The sequence below is a fragment of the Pseudoalteromonas sp. PAB 2.2 genome (assembly GCF_001938575.1).
Lineage (GTDB): Bacteria > Pseudomonadota > Gammaproteobacteria > Enterobacterales > Alteromonadaceae > Pseudoalteromonas > Pseudoalteromonas lipolytica.
On record NZ_LYPI01000018.1, the window covers coordinates 62,041 to 77,748 of the forward strand.

Consider the following 15,708-nt stretch of genomic DNA (forward strand, 5'->3'; position numbering starts at 1 on the left):
CTCAAATTAACAACTGTTGTTGCTTAACCATTGCGCGATAACGTAGCCATAACGTAACGCCACGCAATAACATAAAGCTTGTCATAGCGAACCATAATCCATGATTTTGCCAGTCGCTTACCAACCAAAATAACCCAAAGAAACCAAATGTCGCGCTTATTAGCATGGTATTTCGCATGTCTTTTGCGCGTGTTAAACCAACAAATACACCATCGAATAAAAAGCACCCCATAGCCACAATGGGCAATATAATGACCCAAGGTAAGTAGTGTGTAGCCATACTGACAACCTCAGGCACATCGGTTAAAAGGCGAATAATAGCGCCACCAAACACTAAAAAAATCAGGCTATAAAAGAGTGCAAAGAGCCCTCCCCAGAACAAGCTTAAATTCACCCAAAGTTTGATCTGTTCAACACTCTGCTCCCCTTTGGCTTTGCCTACTTTTGCTTCGCTCGCATAAGCAATACCATCTAAAGCAAAACTCACCAACATCAGAAAATTCAGCAGTACGGCATTAGCTGCTAATGTTGTTTCACCGATTCTAGCGCCATAAAAAGTCATAAAGCTAAAACACAATTGCAGTGCCAGTGAACGAATGAAAATATCGCGGTTTAAATTAAGCAGCTCGCCTATTTTAGCTACGCTTAACCATGCTTTAACGGCCAAATTAATACCTTGCTTTTTAGCAAGTTGTAACACCAGAAAAACAGCAAAACCGAATGCGATATAATCGGCAATAAGCGAGGCCCAAGCCGCGCCCGCCACTCCCCAATTAAGAAAAACCACAAAGTAAATATCGAGCACAATATTTGTGATATTGGTAATTAATAATAAATAAAATGGACCTCGTCCATAATGTACGCCAAGCATCCACCCTAATAGCACCAAATTACACAGGGCCGCTGGCGCACTAAAAATACGAACAGAAAAATAGCTATACGCCTGTTCTAACACAGCTTGATTGGCATTTGACAAGTAAGCCATTAAGGATTGAATTGGTGTGCTGAGCGCGATTAATAACAACGCAACCCCAGTTGCAAGCAACAAACTATGCTTTAACAGTTCACCTAGCAAAGTAAGGTCATTTTTACCGTAAGCTTGTGCCACCAGCCCCGTCGTACTCATTCTTAAAAAGCCTGCCAGCCAAAATAGTAACGAAATAACCGTAGAGCCTAATGCTATCCCCGCCAAGTAGTGAGCACTTCCTAAGTGACCAATCACGGCAGTATCAACTAATCCTAACAGTGGGACAGTAATATTTGATAAGATCATTGGACCGGCTAATAACAGCAAACTTTTATGGTGTGCCTTATGACGTTTAAGAAAATGTTTCATGTAATTTTTGCAGTCCTGTTAGGTTTATCAATGCGTGCCCACGGCGCCGTTATTTTACAGTATCATCATGTGAGTGAAACCCTTCCTGCGGTCACCAGTGTCAGCAGTGAAACATTTATAAAACACATGCAGTATTTAAAAGATCATCACTTTACTGTAGTGCCATTAAATGAGCTAATTAGTTCACTGCAATCTGGCAAAGAATTAACCGATAAAACCGTCGCAATTACCTTTGACGATGGTTATAAAAACAATTATGAACAAGCCGCGCCAATTCTTGAGAAGTTCGGCTACCCCTACACTATTTTTGTTAATCCAAAACTGATTGATGAAGGTAAAAGCTATGTCATGACATGGCAGCAATTAAAAGCGCTTTCTAAAAAAGGGGCACTTATTAGTAATCACACCCAAGCGCATAATTACATGCATTTAAAGCAACAGGGTGAAACTGACGCACAATGGCAAGCACGGACTAAAAACGACATTCTCGCAGCACAAAAGCGTATCAAAGAAGAGATTGGTCATGACTATAAATACGTAGCCTATCCCTATGGCGAATTTAATAATTCACTTCAAGCACTGGTTAAGTCAATTGGCTTTGTTGGTATTGGTCAACACTCAGGTGCGGTGGGTATTCATTCTGACTTTACCCGTTTACCACGCTTCCCTGCATCAGGCTTTTACTCAAAACTTGATACATTATCGACAAAATTAGCGTCACAGGCTTTCACTATCAAAGCGTTAAATTACTCAGACAGTGTTACTAACGAGAATCCACCTAGCTTAAGTATTCAATTTGATATGCAAGACTTTCATAAAAGCCAATTTGCGTGCTATGTCTCGGGGATTGGTCAAGCAGACTTAAATTGGACAAGCAAAGACACGGTGCAAATTATCTCGCCAGCTAAATTGAAAAGTGGCCGTTCACGTTTTAATTGTACGGCCCCTTCGATTGAGAAAAAAGGCAGCTATTATTGGTTTTCACAACCTTGGGTGATCACACCTTAACGGCTTGCTTAAGCATTTGCGCGGTAATTTTATCAAGACGCACAATTTCATGAGCCGCATCCAGTTCGATAGCGGCTTTTGGCATGCCCCACACCACTGACGATAACTCGTCTTGTGCAATTGTATAAGCCCCCGCTTGTTTTAATGCCAGTAACCCTTTCGCGCCATCACTCCCCATGCCAGTGAGTAACGCGGCAATCGTGGCTTTTGGACACGCAACCAATAACGAATTAAACAATACATCCACTGCAGGTCGATGGCGATTAACTAATTCCGATGTATCGAGTTGGCAATACAAAGCAGAACCTTGTTTTACAATACTTAAATGTTGATCGCCAGGTGCAATGTAAGCCCAACCGGGGCGTAATTTATCACCGTGCTCTGCCTCTTTGACATTAATTTTACAGGTACGATCCATACGCATAGCAAACGAAGTGCTAAATACTGGCGGAATGTGCTGCGTAATGACAATAGGTGGACATTGCTCAGGCATACGCACCAAAACCTCTTTAATTGCCTCGGTGCCACCTGTCGAAGCACCAATCGCCAGCACACTATTTGCTTTAAATTGTAAGGTTGATAAGGCGCTATCGGCTTCTAGGTTCTGCTCCTTGAATGCGCGAACCCGAGCACCAGCCGCTGTACGTATTTTTTGATGTAATAAATGCGCATACCGTTGCAAACTTTGAGACACGTTAGCGGTCGGTTTTGCTATAAAATCAACCGCTCCCGTTTCAAGCGCTTCGAGGGTAATGGGCGATCCCTTTTGTGTTAATGTTGATATCATTACCACCGGCATAGGCCGTAGACGCATTAAGTTTTTAAGAAAACTTAAACCATCCATTTTGGGCATTTCAATATCAAGCGTTAACACGTCAGGGTTGAGGCGTTTTATTTGTTCTCTCGCTTCGTAGGGGTCTTCTGCAGACCCCACAACGTGAATATCATCTGCTTGCTCAAGAATCTCTTTAAGCAATCCGCGTATCAAAGGAGAATCATCAACAATAAGGACTTTGATCATATGCTCTCCTAAAATAGCTCAATATCCGTTTTTGCATCTTGTTGCTCAATTTCGTGTAAGTATTTAACTTCACGTTCTTCAAGTTTATCTGTATGTAGTTCACGTAGCTTTTTCACCTGTGCTTTTCCCGTTTGCGGATCAAAGATGATCTTACGAGGCCAAGGTCCACCTACATCGTGAGATACTAAATCTAAACCCTCTTCAAGTACATAAGCATTTGCAAAACGAATATTACCCACCCCGATATCTGTCATTGAGCGAATAATTTTACCCCCGCCGAATAACTTTACTTTTAAGTTTCGTTTTGAGGCTCCATTTTTCAGAATTTCATTGATCAAGTACTCCATAGCCCAGTTGCCATAACGGCAATTAAGGCTATGCGCATTGGCGGGATCAACGCCTTTTTCAATCGGTAACATAAAGTGATTCATGCCACCAATGCCTAACCCATCATCGTAGATACACGCTGCAATACAAGACCCTAACACCGTGGTGATGAGTTCATCCGATTTTGAAACATAGAATTCACCCGGCAATACTTTCGCTATCACCTTTTGCCTGCGGTTATCCCAAAAGCGTTTTACATGCTCAAACCCTGGTAAAACTGCTTTATAATGAGTGTTCATAGACCACCTTTTGGTAGATCGTTTGGCCTAAATTCTTAAATTCTCTGTGATCTTTGCCGAGTGTCTCTGAGTGCCCCAAAAATAAATGGCCTGAGTTACTAAGTAACTCATAATAGCGTCGAAAGAGTGTATCTTTGGTCGACTTATCAAAGTAAATCACCACATTGCGACAAAAAATCACATCAAAAGGACCTTTCATTGGCCAACTTTGCAGTAAGTTTAAGCGCTTAAAAAAAATGTTTTTTTGTAGCGCTGGTTTCACTTTATAAAGCTGTCCATCGTGGCTTTTTAGAAACCAACGCTGAAGCTGACTGTCTTCTAAGCCATTTACATTCGCAGCCGTGTAAGTGCCTGCTTGTGCTTTCGCGAGCACATTAGAGTCAAGATCGGTGGCCAGTATTTTCACATCCCAATCTTTTGGAAATAAATCACTTAGGGTCATTGCAATTGTGTAAGGCTCTTCACCTGTAGAGCACCCAGCCGACCAAACACGTACTCGCTTGCTCTTCGCATTAGAAACGAGCAGCTTAGGTACAATGGTATTTTTTAGGTAACTAAAATGATGAGGCTCACGAAAGAAAGAGGTTAAGTTGGTGGTAATTGCATTTATAAACTCGCTAAACTCATGCTCTTTATGCTCTTCTAAGTAATCTAAGTACTCTTTAAAGCTTTTAAGCTTATGAAGCCGTATACGCCTTGCTAGGCGTGAATACACCATTTCTCGTTTATGTTCAGCAAGCACAATACCGCAAGCATCATATACCTGTGACGAAATATTTTTGAAATCACTGTCTGTCAGTAAAAACTCTTTCATGTCTGGACCCACTAGCCTCAAAGAGTGCGCGCATTATAGTCAAACCATTAACTTAAGTGGTTAATCAGTCCCGCGGGTAAAAACAGCGAGACGATCATAAGCGTGTTAAGCATGATTGCACCGATACGTAAGGTAACCCACTGCAGGTAAGCGGTTACTCATGGTCCCCTTACCTTGGTCACCTTGCCGTGTCTTTTTGCTCAATAAGCTGTGTTAGTTCACACCATTGACATTCACTATGGTGAAACGGCAAGCGTATTAAAACTCTTCCCACTCATCGCCTGGGTCAACAAAGTTATTTCCTTTGGGAGCTGAGCGCCCAGACGGGCTCGATTGTTTAATCGGTGACGCTGTCACTCTGCTTGTGATGTCTGTTTCCTCTTGATTCGATAGCGAGAAGAAGTTAAGCAAGCGGCGCATATCATTGGCTTGTTCTGCCATTGATTCACCTGCTGCAGATGCCTGCTCAACAAGCGCCGCATTTTGCTGTGTCATTTCATCCATTTGTGCAATGGCTTTATTTACTTGCTCAATACCTGAGCTTTGCTCTTCCGATGCCTGCGCAATATCCGAAATCATGGCCGTTACGCGTTGTACCGCTGTGACAATTTCTTGTAACGTTGAACCTGATTCATTCACCAATAATGTGCCATCTTCAACTTTGCCGACACTGTCGCGAATAAGCTCTTTAATTTCTTTTGCCGCAGCAGCTGAGCGCTGTGCAAGATTACGCACTTCACCCGCAACAACCGCAAAGCCACGCCCTTGTTCACCAGCACGTGCAGCCTCTACCGCGGCATTTAATGCAAGTAGATTAGTTTGGAAGGCAATTTCATCAATTACACTGATGATATCTGCTATCTTCTTACTCGATTCATTAATAGCCGACATACTCGTTACGGCACGGTTGACAACCTCACCTCCTTTTTGTGCCTTGCTACGAGTCTCTTCGGCAAGCTCGTTAACCTCTTTTGCATTATCGGCATTTTGACGAACTGTACTGGTCATCTCTTCCATACTTGATGCCGTTTCTTCAAGCGAAGATGCCTGCTCTTCAGTACGTTGACTTAAGTCTGCATTGCCTTGCGAGATTTCTTCTGCACCACTGGCCACCAATGTCGCTGATGTATTTATGCGGTTAATAACCTCCGTTAACTTATCAGCCGTGGCATTCGCATCGCGTTTTAATTTATCAAATGAACCTTGGTACTCTTGTTCAATACGCTTAGATAAATCACCATTGGCCATAGCATCAAGCATATTGGCAGTGTCTTTTACGGCATCATCTACAATACCCACTAAGCTATTTAGGCCTTGTGCTAAACGTAAGAAGAAGCCAGTTTTACCCGCAATTTCAACTCGTGCCTCTAAATCACCTTTACCTGCAGCGGTTACCAGACCAGCGATTTCTTTCTCGATAGCAACTTCTGCGGTTCTATCTTCCCACTCAACAACCGTTCCAATTCGTTCGTTTTCAGGGGTAAAAATAGGGTTAGCTACCAAACCAAAAGTACGTCCACCTACTTGAATCTCAGTGCTGTAGGTATCACTCAGTTTTGATAATAAATTACGTTGATGTGCAGGGTTTTTATGGAACACATCAATATTCTGACCGAGTAAATTACTGCTGTTAAAGTTAGGCAGGTCTTTACGAAGATCGCTCTCTGCCACTTTCATCATATTGAGCACCGCTTCGTTCATATAGATGATGTCGTTATTCGCATCGGCAATCATGGTGTTAGTGCCTACGCGGTCAAGCGCGCGACGTACGCGTAGATTCTCTTCAGCTTCACGCTTTTCGGCTTCTGCTTTATTGACACTGTCAGTGATATCTTGCCATTCAACAATTGTTCCTAAACGCTTACCCGACGAATTAACCCAAGGGGTTGCAATCAAGCTAAAAATAAGACCTGCTAAGCGCAGCGTCGTTTTATAGGGTTCAGATAAATTCTTTAGTAATTCACGTTGATGTGAAGGATGCTTATGAAAATCATCAACACAGGTGCCAATTAAATTTTCAACAGAGAAGCTAGGCAGCACTGTTTTCAATGCGGCTTCACGTGCTTTGAGCATTTGCTTCACTTGCTCATTTACAAACACTATTTCTAAATCATTGTTAGCCATCATCACATTTGCTTGGCATACACGCAGTGCATTTGACAGGTCAGCATCACGTTTAGATTGTTTTTCAAGCTCCTTCTGTGCAGTGATATCGCTGGCGAATTTAATCACTTTGACTACGCTACCATTGCTATCAATAATTGGGTTATAGGTTGCTTGGATCCAAATTTCTTTGCCGTTTTTACCGAACCGTTTAAATTCATCCGAAATAAATTCACCGCTGCGCAAGCGCTGCCAAAACTGTTGGTATTCGGGACTTTGTGCATCTTTTTCTGCAATAAACATAGAATGATGTTGACCCTGAACTTCTTCTAGCCGATAGCCCATGGTATTTAAAAAATTTGCATTGGCAGTAATGATCGACCCAGACGGTTGAAACTCAATCACTGCAAGCGATTTATTTAATGCTGCAACAACCAAATCATTATTTGACTCAACATTTTTAGGACTGCTAAACCATCCCATACCCTTCACCTTCTTGTTAATCTACCCAATTAAATGTCCATTGTTTTTTGTAGGTCGAGTAACGCGACCATTTTTTCACCCACATTTACTAACCCCGCAACGTACTGTGCGTTATCTGAGTCAGATAGATGTGGCACTGCTTTTGCCTCATGCTCAGCAATGCTATAGACATCCGAAACAGCATCAACAACGATGCCCATAATTTTACTTGCGTTCTCTAACTCTACTTTCAGTACAATCACCACTGTGAGTGGCCCATACTCAATAGCCGGAATACCAAATCGCAACCGCAAATCAACAATAGGCACTATCGTGCCACGTAAGTTGATCACCCCCTTGACGAAATCGGGTGAGTTTGGAATAACCGTTATTTCTTCCCAACTGCGTATTTCTTGCACAGTTAAAATATCTACACCGTACTCTTCTTCAGCCATAAAGAAGGTTAGAAACTGTTTAACATCTTGGTCTTGCTCAATATTCAGCTTATTATGTAGGTCATCGTGTGCTGCAATCATGACGCCTCCAAGTTAGCTTTTGACTCTATTATTAGCTCTTGACTGCCGGGCTTTCTAAGCCCTGATAACTTAATTAAGCCACTAATATCAACAATGAGTGAAACGCGGCCATCCCCTAAGATTGTTGCCCCTGAGACGCCATCGACCTTTTGATAATTCGCCTCTAAGCTCTTAATAACAACCTGTTGCTGGGATAATAAGTCATCAACCAATAAACCAATTTTTTGGTTGTCACTTTCCACCACCACCAGTAAGGTTTTATCCAGTGTTTCAATCGCACCTTGATGATTAAAAATACTGTATAAACGTAAAATCGGGATGTATTCATCGCGTAGCCGCAACACATCCAAATCTTTTCCAACTCGACTGACCTTCGTGATATCGATTTGCAACGATTCAATAATCGAAATAAGTGGAATAATGTAGGTATGCTCAGCCACACGAACAAGTTGACCATCTAATATAGCCAGCGTGAGTGGTAAGCGAATGGTGAACGTTGAACCAACACCTGGGGCAGACGACACTTCAACGGAACCACTCAAGGCTTCAATATTTCGTCTAACCACATCCATACCAACACCGCGACCCGACAAGTCACTCACTTGGTCAGCCGTTGAAAAGCCGGGTAAGAAAATTAGTTCGTTAACTTCATTATCAGACAGATCGTCGGCTTCTGATATCAAGCCATTTTTAATGGCTTTTTCGCGTATTTTGGTGGTATTGAGGCCTTGTCCGTCATCCATAATTTCAATGACAATATTGCCACCTTGATGAAAGGCATTAAGCGTCACGGTACCAACCGGATTTTTACCGGCAGCAACACGTTTATCGACCGTTTCAAGGCCATGATCAAGCGAGTTTCTAACCAAATGCACCATCGGGTCAGAAATCTTCTCCATCACCGTTTTATCTAACTCAGTTTGCTCACCAAGTAGTTTCAGTTCGACTTGTTTGTCTAGTTTTTGCGAAATATCGCGGACTAAACGAGGAAAACGACTGAACACAAAACTAATAGGCAACATTCTGATACGCATAACACTTTCTTGTAAATCGCGGGTGTTATGTGCAAGTTGAGCAAGCCCCTCTTGCAACGATGCAATCGTGGCTTCAGTAATTTCTTGCTCACCTAATTGAGTCAGCATAGCTTGCGTAATGACTAACTCACCAACCATGTTGATTAAGGAGTCAACTTTATCAATACCAACACGGATTGAGGTGGATTCGGTGTTGGTTGTTGTTGATTTTACAGCAGAGACTTTCTTTACTTCGGCATCGGGCTTGGTGGCTGCTTTTTCATTTTTGTTGTCAGTCTCGACCTGCGTTGATGGCGCCGCGCTCACAGCGACTTCATCACCAAATAAACCGCCGCATAAGGTAATCGTAATATCGGCGTCATCCTCAACCCATTCGAAAATTTCTTCGATACAACTCTGGTCTTTTTCTGTGGTTAAGAAAAAACGCCACGACAAAAAGCAATCTTCGGGGGCGAGGTCGGTAATATCAGGAACAGCATCTTGAAACGCTTGAGTTTCTAAGTCACCTAACTCAGCTAATTCACTGATCATATACAGCGGTTCATTGCCGGTTTTAAATAGGTGATGATGTGGTTTAAAATCGATTTGGAAAGTATTAATACTGTTTTCGCTGAGTGGCTCCTGCACAGGCTCTGCCACTTTACTTGCCGCACGCATACCGAGTATTTCTTCGAATTTGATTCGCAGTTCATCCGCTTCGGTTAAGTCGGGTTGCTGCTCTGCTTGCAATGCTCTAAGTAAAGCTCGTAAACAATCCACTGATTTTAGTAATAAGTTTACATGTTCGGCCGTTAAATCTCGTGAACCTTCCCGAATTTGGTCTAACAGCGTTTCTAAAACATGGGTAAAATCAGCAACAGAATTAAAGCCAAATGTACCACTGCCCCCTTTAATAGAATGCGCGGCGCGAAAAATAGTGTTGATTGTTTCTGAGTCTTCTTCGCCCGGAACTAAGTTTAATAACTCAGCCTCCATAGCATCCAGTCCTTCAAAGCTTTCTTCGAAAAACACTTCATAAAATTGGCTTAGATCTATACTCATGCCCCGCTCCTATTGTTAGCGAATCACTTTTTTTAAAACCGCTAACAATTGCTCAGGATTAAATGGTTTAACAATCCATCCCGTTGCCCCCGCTGCTTTTCCTTCGGATTTTTTATCAAGGCCAGACTCGGTCGTTAGCATCAATAAAGGGGTAAATTTATAGTTTGGTAAACTACGTAATTCACGTATGAGCGTAATACCATCCATCACTGGCATATTCACATCGGATATAACGGCATCGAAACCTTGCTGTTTAGCTATGTTCAACGCCTCACTGCCATCTTTTGCTTCCGTGACTTCAAAGCCTGCTTTTTTTAGCGTAAAACCTACCATTTGTCGCATAGATGCAGAGTCATCAACAGCTAAAATTCTTTTCATAAAAACCTCTTAATTGGTATTCTCAAGTACAAGATAATGACTTAAGCCCAAACTATTTATTGCCTCTTGCAACGGCTTGCTTTCGCCTACCCAAATAATTTTGTGTTGGACTGAAAGCAAATGCTTTTGTAATGAACATAACAGCTGAATTGAGGCCGTATCGGCACGAGTCACCTCACTAATATCAAGGCAAATATCATCGTTTGCTGACAACTCTTGCAACAAATCTTGATGTAGTGATTCGACTTGAGTGATGGCTAATTCAGTAGGAAGCTTCAACATTACTGGCACTTTCCCTGCTTAAAACAATTCATAACAAAAGCTTAGACCGAGTTATTAAAATTGCCATTAATTGAATTAAAAAATTGTAAAATTTTTTAGTAGCTTACATGTTGAAATCAAAAAAGGGAGCAATCGCTCCCTCGAAAATAATCACACTTGTCTATACAGATACTTAGTGATAATAATCTGCAATTTTTTTAAACTCTTCTGTTAACGTACTGGCGTTAATAAGCGGAACATTGCCCTGTTTAAACTCGGGCTTGAAAATTGCGCGTACCGCGCCATCGGGGTCAACCATCACGACTGACGCACTGTGATCAACAGCATATTCTTGCTCATCACTGTCATTAATCGCGTAAATGAGCCCTAAATCTCTAACAAAGGGAAAGAGTTGTTTATGAGGGCCTGATACGGCTAAAAAATCAGGGTTAAAATAATCAATATAGGCTTTGCGTTTTGCGGTGGTATCTCGTTTTGGATCAACCGCTACAAACCACACTTGTACCGTGTAATCTTGGCTCAACTGCTGTTGCACACTGGTCAATTTAGCCAACGTCATTGGGCAAATATCAGGGCAACTTGTGTAACCTAAAAAGACTAAATTCCAATGACCTTTGAAGCGACTATTATCGGCGGTGTCGCCATGCTGATCAATCAATGTAAATGACTTAACAGGCTTGGCTTGCTGATACACCAGCGCATCCACATCGGGAGGTGATTTTTCGGGGCTACAGCCCGTTAAAAAAAACACCACTCCCAAGCAAAGTGCCACTAAAAAATGCGTCATAAAAGCAACCATTTATCAATAAATAAGGCGATAAAGAGTAGCATTAAATGCACAATTGAAAAACGAAATAAGTCCATCGCGGTATCATCTTTCCCACCCAGTTTTAGCTTTAATGCTTTATAAACGAAAATGGCATTTAACGCACTTGCCGCCATTAAGTATATGCCCCCTGACATACCAATTAAATAAGGTAATACACACACCAATGCCAGTAAAACAGAGTAAGCGACCACACATGTTTTACAAAATTCGATACCATGAGTAACGGGTAACATCGGAATTTTTGCGCGCTCATAGTCACTTTTACGTGCAATCGCTAACGCCCAGAAGTGAGGCGGAGTCCAGGTAAAAATAATCATAACAAGTAGCCAAGGCGCTGCCGCCATATGACCCGTTTCAGACACCCATCCTAATAAGGGTGGCATAGCACCGGCCAGCCCCCCTATAACAATATTTTGCGGTGTGGCACGCTTTAAGAAAGAAGTGTAAATAAATGCATAACCCACTAACGCAAAAAGTGTCAGTATCGCCGTTAAGGTGTTTGCCCAAATGATCAACATCATAAAGCCTGCAGTACCAATAGCAGCTGCAAAACTTAAAGCATGTTGCTTGCTCAAACGCCCCTTAGCGACAGGACGGTGGCGAGTGCGCGCCATCTTGCTATCAATTTCACTATCAACAACATGATTAATCACCGCAGCAGCGGCTGAAAGTAAACCTATACCCAACAAGCTTGCCAATTGAACAAAAAGACCTCGCCCCATATCAGGAGCAAGTGCTAAACCGACCCATGCGGTGAGAACAAGCATCGCAACGACTTTAAATTTGCTAATCGCAAGATAGTCTTTTAACAACGCATGACCATGAGAAAATATTGATTTTTCAGTACGTAATGTTAAGGCCATTATCGCCTCCTAAGTTCTTGCTTTTAAGTGGAAACATAGTCTAACCATTGTTAATAACAACATGGCTGCCATTAAGTTATGAGCAAGCGCTACGCTTAAAGGGAAATGCCAATGAACAACCGCAAGGCCTAAACAGATTTGACACAGTAAGGCTATTAACACGGTGACCGTGCAATGCTTTATTTTTCGAGAATAAGAGTGCGAATAGATACGCCACATAATGAGTGCCAATACAACACAGGTAACAAGGGCCCAAATACGGTGTAATAAGTGAATAGACATACGTGCCTGCTGCGATAAAACACCATACTCATAAGTACTGTGTTCAAGTGGCAGTTGAAAAACGCTCTTTAACGAGAAAGGTTGAGCATAACTGCACAATGGCAACCCATTGCAGTGCGGTGCCGCATAATTAGCCGCAAGCCACCCTCCTAAGGCAATCTGAAGTATCAGGACGACTAAGCCAATCAAGGCTAATCGGTAATATGGCCGAGCTCCCGCATCCCCACCCACAATGGGTTTTGTGGTTAGCCTCAAGTACAACAAGAACACTAAAGACAAAATACTGAATCCCCCAAGCAAATGCCCCATCACCACTAATGGTTGTAAGTTCATGGTAACGGTCCACATACCTAGCGCGGCTTGAAATACCACTAACAAAAGGAGCAGTAACGTTAACTTAACTGGGGTAGTTGGGTATTGACGTTTTAACCAAGCCAAAACAAACAAAGCCAAAATAAATAACCCAAGCGCACCGGCAAAATAACGATGGATCATTTCTTTCCACGCTTTTGCCGCTTCAAACATCATATCTGGGTAGTTTTGTTCAACATGTAGTAATGCTGTTTCGTGCTTTGGCACTGTTAAAAACCCATAGCAACCGGGCCAGTCCGGGCAGCCTAAACCTGCATCACTGAGCCGTGTATAAGCCCCCAGTCCAACGACTAACACCGACATAAAACACGTAATTAAGACTAAATATTTATAATTTTTATACATCTTTTGCATCCTTACTGAGCTTTAACTTGAACGCGCATAATTAAGTAGTTTTTTTAGATCTTTCAGTAACCCTTTTTGAATTAATCTGTTTTGTTCTGGCTCATCAGTGTAAGGATAGTGCAGTACCACCAAGCCCATATGATCGACCAAATATAAATCTCCCGCTTTAAGCGCGGAGTTTTCATCTAATTGTCGCCAACTAGTGGCTATATCTTGCTGATTTGTAAGAACGGCAACATCAACCTTTTGCTGATTCTTACCCAAGGCAATATGAAGGTTGTCTAAGCTGGCTAACTGGGCTTCACAAACCGAGTGACAGCTTTTTGGGTAGTTAAGCGCAATCGTCCATGGTTTCGGATCGCCCTGCTGCCAATTTGCAAGCTTTACTTCTGTTTCTAACAGCTCCCCGTAATTACTTGAACCGCTGGGCAGCCAATCAAGTTTCAATGCTGTATACGCTAACGCCAGTGGCACAAAGCAACATAGAGCAAATAAACTAAGTGGATTAACTTTCATTACGTCTCCTTCTCATCGCAAAATAAGCTATAACAACACAGGCCGCACCAATGAGCAGCCACTGCACAGCGTAGGCATAATGCTTATCTGGCCCCATCACTACACTTTCGTAATGAGGAGTCGCTATGTCATCAGCTGCAAGGCGGTAGGCTAAAAACGGTTGCAGAGGTTGCGCTAGTTGACGACTAAAAATGTCTAAATCAATTGCTTGAATACGCTTAGGCCAGCCAGCTTCAGCGCCAATTTCATCTGCTAGCGTAAAGCCTTGCAGCTGACCTTGTTTGAGTTGCACTGTGGTAGATATGTGTGAAGGTTGAGGCCAATTTACGGTGGGGAGTTGACTACGATCAACCGGTGCCTTCAACCAGCCGAAATTAACAATGACAGGCGCTATATCATCATTAATTTTTACAGCAGCAAGTAGGTCGTATCCTACTTGTCCTTGGTAAATCTGATTATCTAACAGCCAATAACGCTGCGTATTGATGAGCCCATTCAAAGTCAGCTTTAAACCTGTTTTATCAACCTGATTAGGTAATAATTGAAATGCCTGCCAGTCCATTACACCTTGCTGTTCTGACTGCTCAAGCTGGCTTAATTGCTGTTGTTTTTGCTCACCACGTTGATACTGCCATACACTCAGCCGTAAACACACCAGCACAGCAAGTGACACAACGCAAATTGCAATAATTGAGCTAAGCTTTTGTTTACGCCTTAAAATCAACTGCATCTAGGAAACCTAAAATGATAAAAATCATCATTACACTGTTATTGTTATATATCGTGTTTAATCTGTTTCGGGCACTATTTGTGATGATGTCTACTAAGCAACACTCGCGACCGATGTCTCACTATTTAGGTCGACGAGTGTTTTTCTCTGCCATGGTACTGATCATCATTATTGCAGCATTAAAACTGGGCTTTATTCACACTAACCCATCGCCAATTCATAACGCTACAGCACGTACACAAATACAAATAAACACAACCACACCACGTCAACAAAGTGCCAGTACCAAGCCGCAGCTTGAAAGGCAAAATGCTTTTCACTGGTAAAGTGACCTTTAAAAATTCGCAGCAGTACCACAAATAAAATAATTGTCCCTAAGGTCACATGCATGCCGTGAAAGCCGGTCAGCAAAAAGAAGGTATTGCCATACACTCCCGCATCAAGGGTTAGACCCAAGTCTTGGTATGCATGCATATACTCATAAACTTGCAGAGCCAAAAACACCACACCAAGCAACACAGTGAGTGATAAGAACGTTTTGAGTGCCCCCCGCTTATTGTTTTCTATGGCAACATGCGCAAAGTGGATAGTGACCGATGAAGTTAATAGAATAAGGGTATTAATCAGCGGTAAGCCTTGCCAACCCATTGCTTGTGTTGTCTCTCCCGCAGGGGTTGTCAACAATGGCCATACGGCCTCAAATGAAGGCCAAAGTACCTCGTTGGTCATGGCATTATTCCCCGCACCACCTAACCAAGGTACCGAGATCATGCGGGCGTAAAATAATGCCCCAAAGAACGCCATAAAAAACATCACTTCAGAAAAAATAAACCAACTCATACCTTGTCTGAATGAGCGATCCATTTGTGCTGAATATAACCCTTTGTGCGACTCTTCAATCACGTTTTTAAACCAACTAAAAACCATATATATGAGGATCGCAATACCAAGATATAAGACGAACTGACCACTGTTTCCTTCGCCGTTTACTTGCATTACAGTGAGGCCTGCGCCTACTGCAATTAAAAACATTGCGACAGCCCCAACAATTGGCCAAGGACTCTCGGCTGGCACATAATATTTTTCGTAATTTTGATTCATTTTGTTTGCTCCTAATTAGCAATTAGCTT

17 protein-coding genes are annotated in these 15,708 nt (G+C 42.3%); 2 read left to right on the forward strand and 15 right to left on the reverse strand.

What is annotated here, in order from left to right; genetic code table 11:
- Position 1 precedes the first annotated feature (1 nt).
- Complete coding sequence (gene dinF, locus BWD47_RS16050) at positions 2-1,336, reverse strand: MATE family efflux transporter DinF (protein WP_075594303.1); 1,335 nt, start codon at positions 1,334-1,336, stop codon at positions 2-4.
- Here dinF and BWD47_RS16055 point away from each other — a divergent pair.
- Positions 1,313-2,344, forward strand: coding sequence for a polysaccharide deacetylase family protein (locus BWD47_RS16055; protein ID WP_036973405.1), 1,032 nt, complete (start codon positions 1,313-1,315; stop codon positions 2,342-2,344). The two genes, dinF and BWD47_RS16055, sit on opposite strands and share 24 nt — an antisense overlap.
- Here BWD47_RS16055 and BWD47_RS16060 read toward each other — a convergent pair.
- From BWD47_RS16060 to BWD47_RS16120, 13 genes are all read right to left on the reverse strand, one after another.
- Positions 2,334-3,365, reverse strand: a complete 1,032-nt coding sequence (locus BWD47_RS16060) for a chemotaxis response regulator protein-glutamate methylesterase (protein ID WP_075594304.1) — start codon at positions 3,363-3,365, stop codon at positions 2,334-2,336. The genes BWD47_RS16055 and BWD47_RS16060 overlap by 11 nt on opposite strands.
- Positions 3,366-3,373: 8 nt before the next feature.
- Positions 3,374-3,991 (reverse strand): chemoreceptor glutamine deamidase CheD, encoded by a 618-nt coding sequence (gene cheD, locus BWD47_RS16065; RefSeq protein WP_036973407.1) that lies wholly within the window; start codon positions 3,989-3,991, stop codon positions 3,374-3,376.
- On the reverse strand, positions 3,975-4,805 hold the full coding sequence (locus tag BWD47_RS16070) for a protein-glutamate O-methyltransferase CheR (RefSeq protein ID WP_075594305.1): 831 nt from the start codon (positions 4,803-4,805) through the stop codon (positions 3,975-3,977). Before BWD47_RS16070 ends, cheD begins: the two co-directional genes overlap by 17 nt.
- 258 nt (positions 4,806-5,063) lie before the next feature.
- Complete coding sequence (locus BWD47_RS16075) at positions 5,064-7,391, reverse strand: methyl-accepting chemotaxis protein (RefSeq protein WP_075594306.1); 2,328 nt, start codon at positions 7,389-7,391, stop codon at positions 5,064-5,066.
- Positions 7,392-7,420: 29 nt separating this feature from the next.
- Positions 7,421-7,906 (reverse strand): chemotaxis protein CheW, encoded by a 486-nt coding sequence (locus BWD47_RS16080; RefSeq protein WP_065979415.1) that lies wholly within the window; start codon positions 7,904-7,906, stop codon positions 7,421-7,423.
- The gene (locus BWD47_RS16085) at positions 7,903-9,981 is read right to left on the reverse strand and encodes a chemotaxis protein CheA (protein WP_065979416.1); all 2,079 of its coding nucleotides are present in this window, start codon (positions 9,979-9,981) and stop codon (positions 7,903-7,905) included. Before BWD47_RS16085 ends, BWD47_RS16080 begins: the two co-directional genes overlap by 4 nt.
- A gap of 15 nt (positions 9,982-9,996) precedes the next feature.
- Entirely contained in the window at positions 9,997-10,359 is a 363-nt protein-coding gene (locus BWD47_RS16090) for a response regulator (protein ID WP_036973415.1), read from the reverse strand.
- Positions 10,360-10,368: 9 nt separating this feature from the next.
- Positions 10,369-10,641 (reverse strand): lipid asymmetry maintenance protein MlaB, encoded by a 273-nt coding sequence (locus BWD47_RS16095; RefSeq protein WP_036973417.1) that lies wholly within the window; start codon positions 10,639-10,641, stop codon positions 10,369-10,371.
- A 172-nt stretch (positions 10,642-10,813) separates the two neighbouring features.
- Positions 10,814-11,428 carry an SCO family protein gene (locus tag BWD47_RS16100; RefSeq protein ID WP_036973418.1) on the reverse strand — a complete coding sequence of 205 codons (615 nt, stop codon included), beginning with the start codon at positions 11,426-11,428 and terminating at the stop codon, positions 10,814-10,816.
- Positions 11,425-12,333, reverse strand: a complete 909-nt coding sequence (cyoE, locus tag BWD47_RS16105) for a heme o synthase (protein ID WP_036973419.1) — start codon at positions 12,331-12,333, stop codon at positions 11,425-11,427. The genes BWD47_RS16100 and cyoE overlap by 4 nt, the downstream gene beginning before the upstream one ends.
- Positions 12,334-12,342: 9 nt before the next feature.
- Positions 12,343-13,332 carry a heme A synthase gene (locus tag BWD47_RS16110; RefSeq protein WP_036973421.1) on the reverse strand — a complete coding sequence of 330 codons (990 nt, stop codon included), beginning with the start codon at positions 13,330-13,332 and terminating at the stop codon, positions 12,343-12,345.
- 21 nt (positions 13,333-13,353) lie between these two features.
- Positions 13,354-13,848 (reverse strand): hypothetical protein, encoded by a 495-nt coding sequence (locus BWD47_RS16115; protein WP_036973422.1) that lies wholly within the window; start codon positions 13,846-13,848, stop codon positions 13,354-13,356.
- On the reverse strand, positions 13,838-14,578 hold the full coding sequence (locus BWD47_RS16120) for an SURF1 family protein (protein WP_036973424.1): 741 nt from the start codon (positions 14,576-14,578) through the stop codon (positions 13,838-13,840). Before BWD47_RS16120 ends, BWD47_RS16115 begins: the two co-directional genes overlap by 11 nt.
- A gap of 14 nt (positions 14,579-14,592) precedes the next feature.
- Here BWD47_RS16120 and BWD47_RS16125 point away from each other — a divergent pair, with 14 nt between their 5' ends.
- Entirely contained in the window at positions 14,593-14,904 is a 312-nt protein-coding gene (locus BWD47_RS16125; protein WP_075594307.1) for a DUF2909 domain-containing protein, read from the forward strand.
- On the opposite strand, the gene BWD47_RS16130 is transcribed toward BWD47_RS16125, so the two are convergent.
- Positions 14,804-15,679: a cytochrome c oxidase subunit 3 gene (locus BWD47_RS16130; protein ID WP_036973425.1), complete on the reverse strand. Its 876-nt coding sequence runs from the start codon at positions 15,677-15,679 to the stop codon at positions 14,804-14,806. The genes BWD47_RS16125 and BWD47_RS16130 overlap by 101 nt on opposite strands.
- Positions 15,680-15,708: the final 29 nt, after the last annotated feature.

Excerpts from the sequence above, each read along its gene's own strand:
- BWD47_RS16055 (WP_036973405.1), top strand. The coding sequence starts at position 1,313 with ATGACGTTTAAGAAAATGTTTCATGTAATTTTTGCAGTCCTGTTAGGT.
- dinF (WP_075594303.1), bottom strand. The coding sequence starts at position 1,336 with ATGAAACATTTTCTTAAACGTCATAAGGCACACCATAAAAGTTTGCTG.
- BWD47_RS16060 (WP_075594304.1), bottom strand. The coding sequence starts at position 3,365 with ATGATCAAAGTCCTTATTGTTGATGATTCTCCTTTGATACGCGGATTG.
- cheD (WP_036973407.1), bottom strand. The coding sequence starts at position 3,991 with ATGAACACTCATTATAAAGCAGTTTTACCAGGGTTTGAGCATGTAAAA.
- BWD47_RS16070 (WP_075594305.1), bottom strand. The coding sequence starts at position 4,805 with ATGAAAGAGTTTTTACTGACAGACAGTGATTTCAAAAATATTTCGTCA.
- BWD47_RS16075 (WP_075594306.1), bottom strand. The coding sequence starts at position 7,391 with ATGGGATGGTTTAGCAGTCCTAAAAATGTTGAGTCAAATAATGATTTG.
- BWD47_RS16080 (WP_065979415.1), bottom strand. The coding sequence starts at position 7,906 with ATGATTGCAGCACACGATGACCTACATAATAAGCTGAATATTGAGCAA.
- BWD47_RS16085 (WP_065979416.1), bottom strand. The coding sequence starts at position 9,981 with ATGAGTATAGATCTAAGCCAATTTTATGAAGTGTTTTTCGAAGAAAGC.
- BWD47_RS16090 (WP_036973415.1), bottom strand. The coding sequence starts at position 10,359 with ATGAAAAGAATTTTAGCTGTTGATGACTCTGCATCTATGCGACAAATG.
- BWD47_RS16095 (WP_036973417.1), bottom strand. The coding sequence starts at position 10,641 with ATGTTGAAGCTTCCTACTGAATTAGCCATCACTCAAGTCGAATCACTA.
- BWD47_RS16100 (WP_036973418.1), bottom strand. The coding sequence starts at position 11,428 with ATGACGCATTTTTTAGTGGCACTTTGCTTGGGAGTGGTGTTTTTTTTA.
- cyoE (WP_036973419.1), bottom strand. The coding sequence starts at position 12,333 with ATGGCCTTAACATTACGTACTGAAAAATCAATATTTTCTCATGGTCAT.
- BWD47_RS16110 (WP_036973421.1), bottom strand. The coding sequence starts at position 13,332 with ATGTATAAAAATTATAAATATTTAGTCTTAATTACGTGTTTTATGTCG.
- BWD47_RS16115 (WP_036973422.1), bottom strand. The coding sequence starts at position 13,848 with ATGAAAGTTAATCCACTTAGTTTATTTGCTCTATGTTGCTTTGTGCCA.
- BWD47_RS16120 (WP_036973424.1), bottom strand. The coding sequence starts at position 14,578 with ATGCAGTTGATTTTAAGGCGTAAACAAAAGCTTAGCTCAATTATTGCA.
- BWD47_RS16125 (WP_075594307.1), top strand. The coding sequence starts at position 14,593 with ATGATAAAAATCATCATTACACTGTTATTGTTATATATCGTGTTTAAT.
- BWD47_RS16130 (WP_036973425.1), bottom strand. The coding sequence starts at position 15,679 with ATGAATCAAAATTACGAAAAATATTATGTGCCAGCCGAGAGTCCTTGG.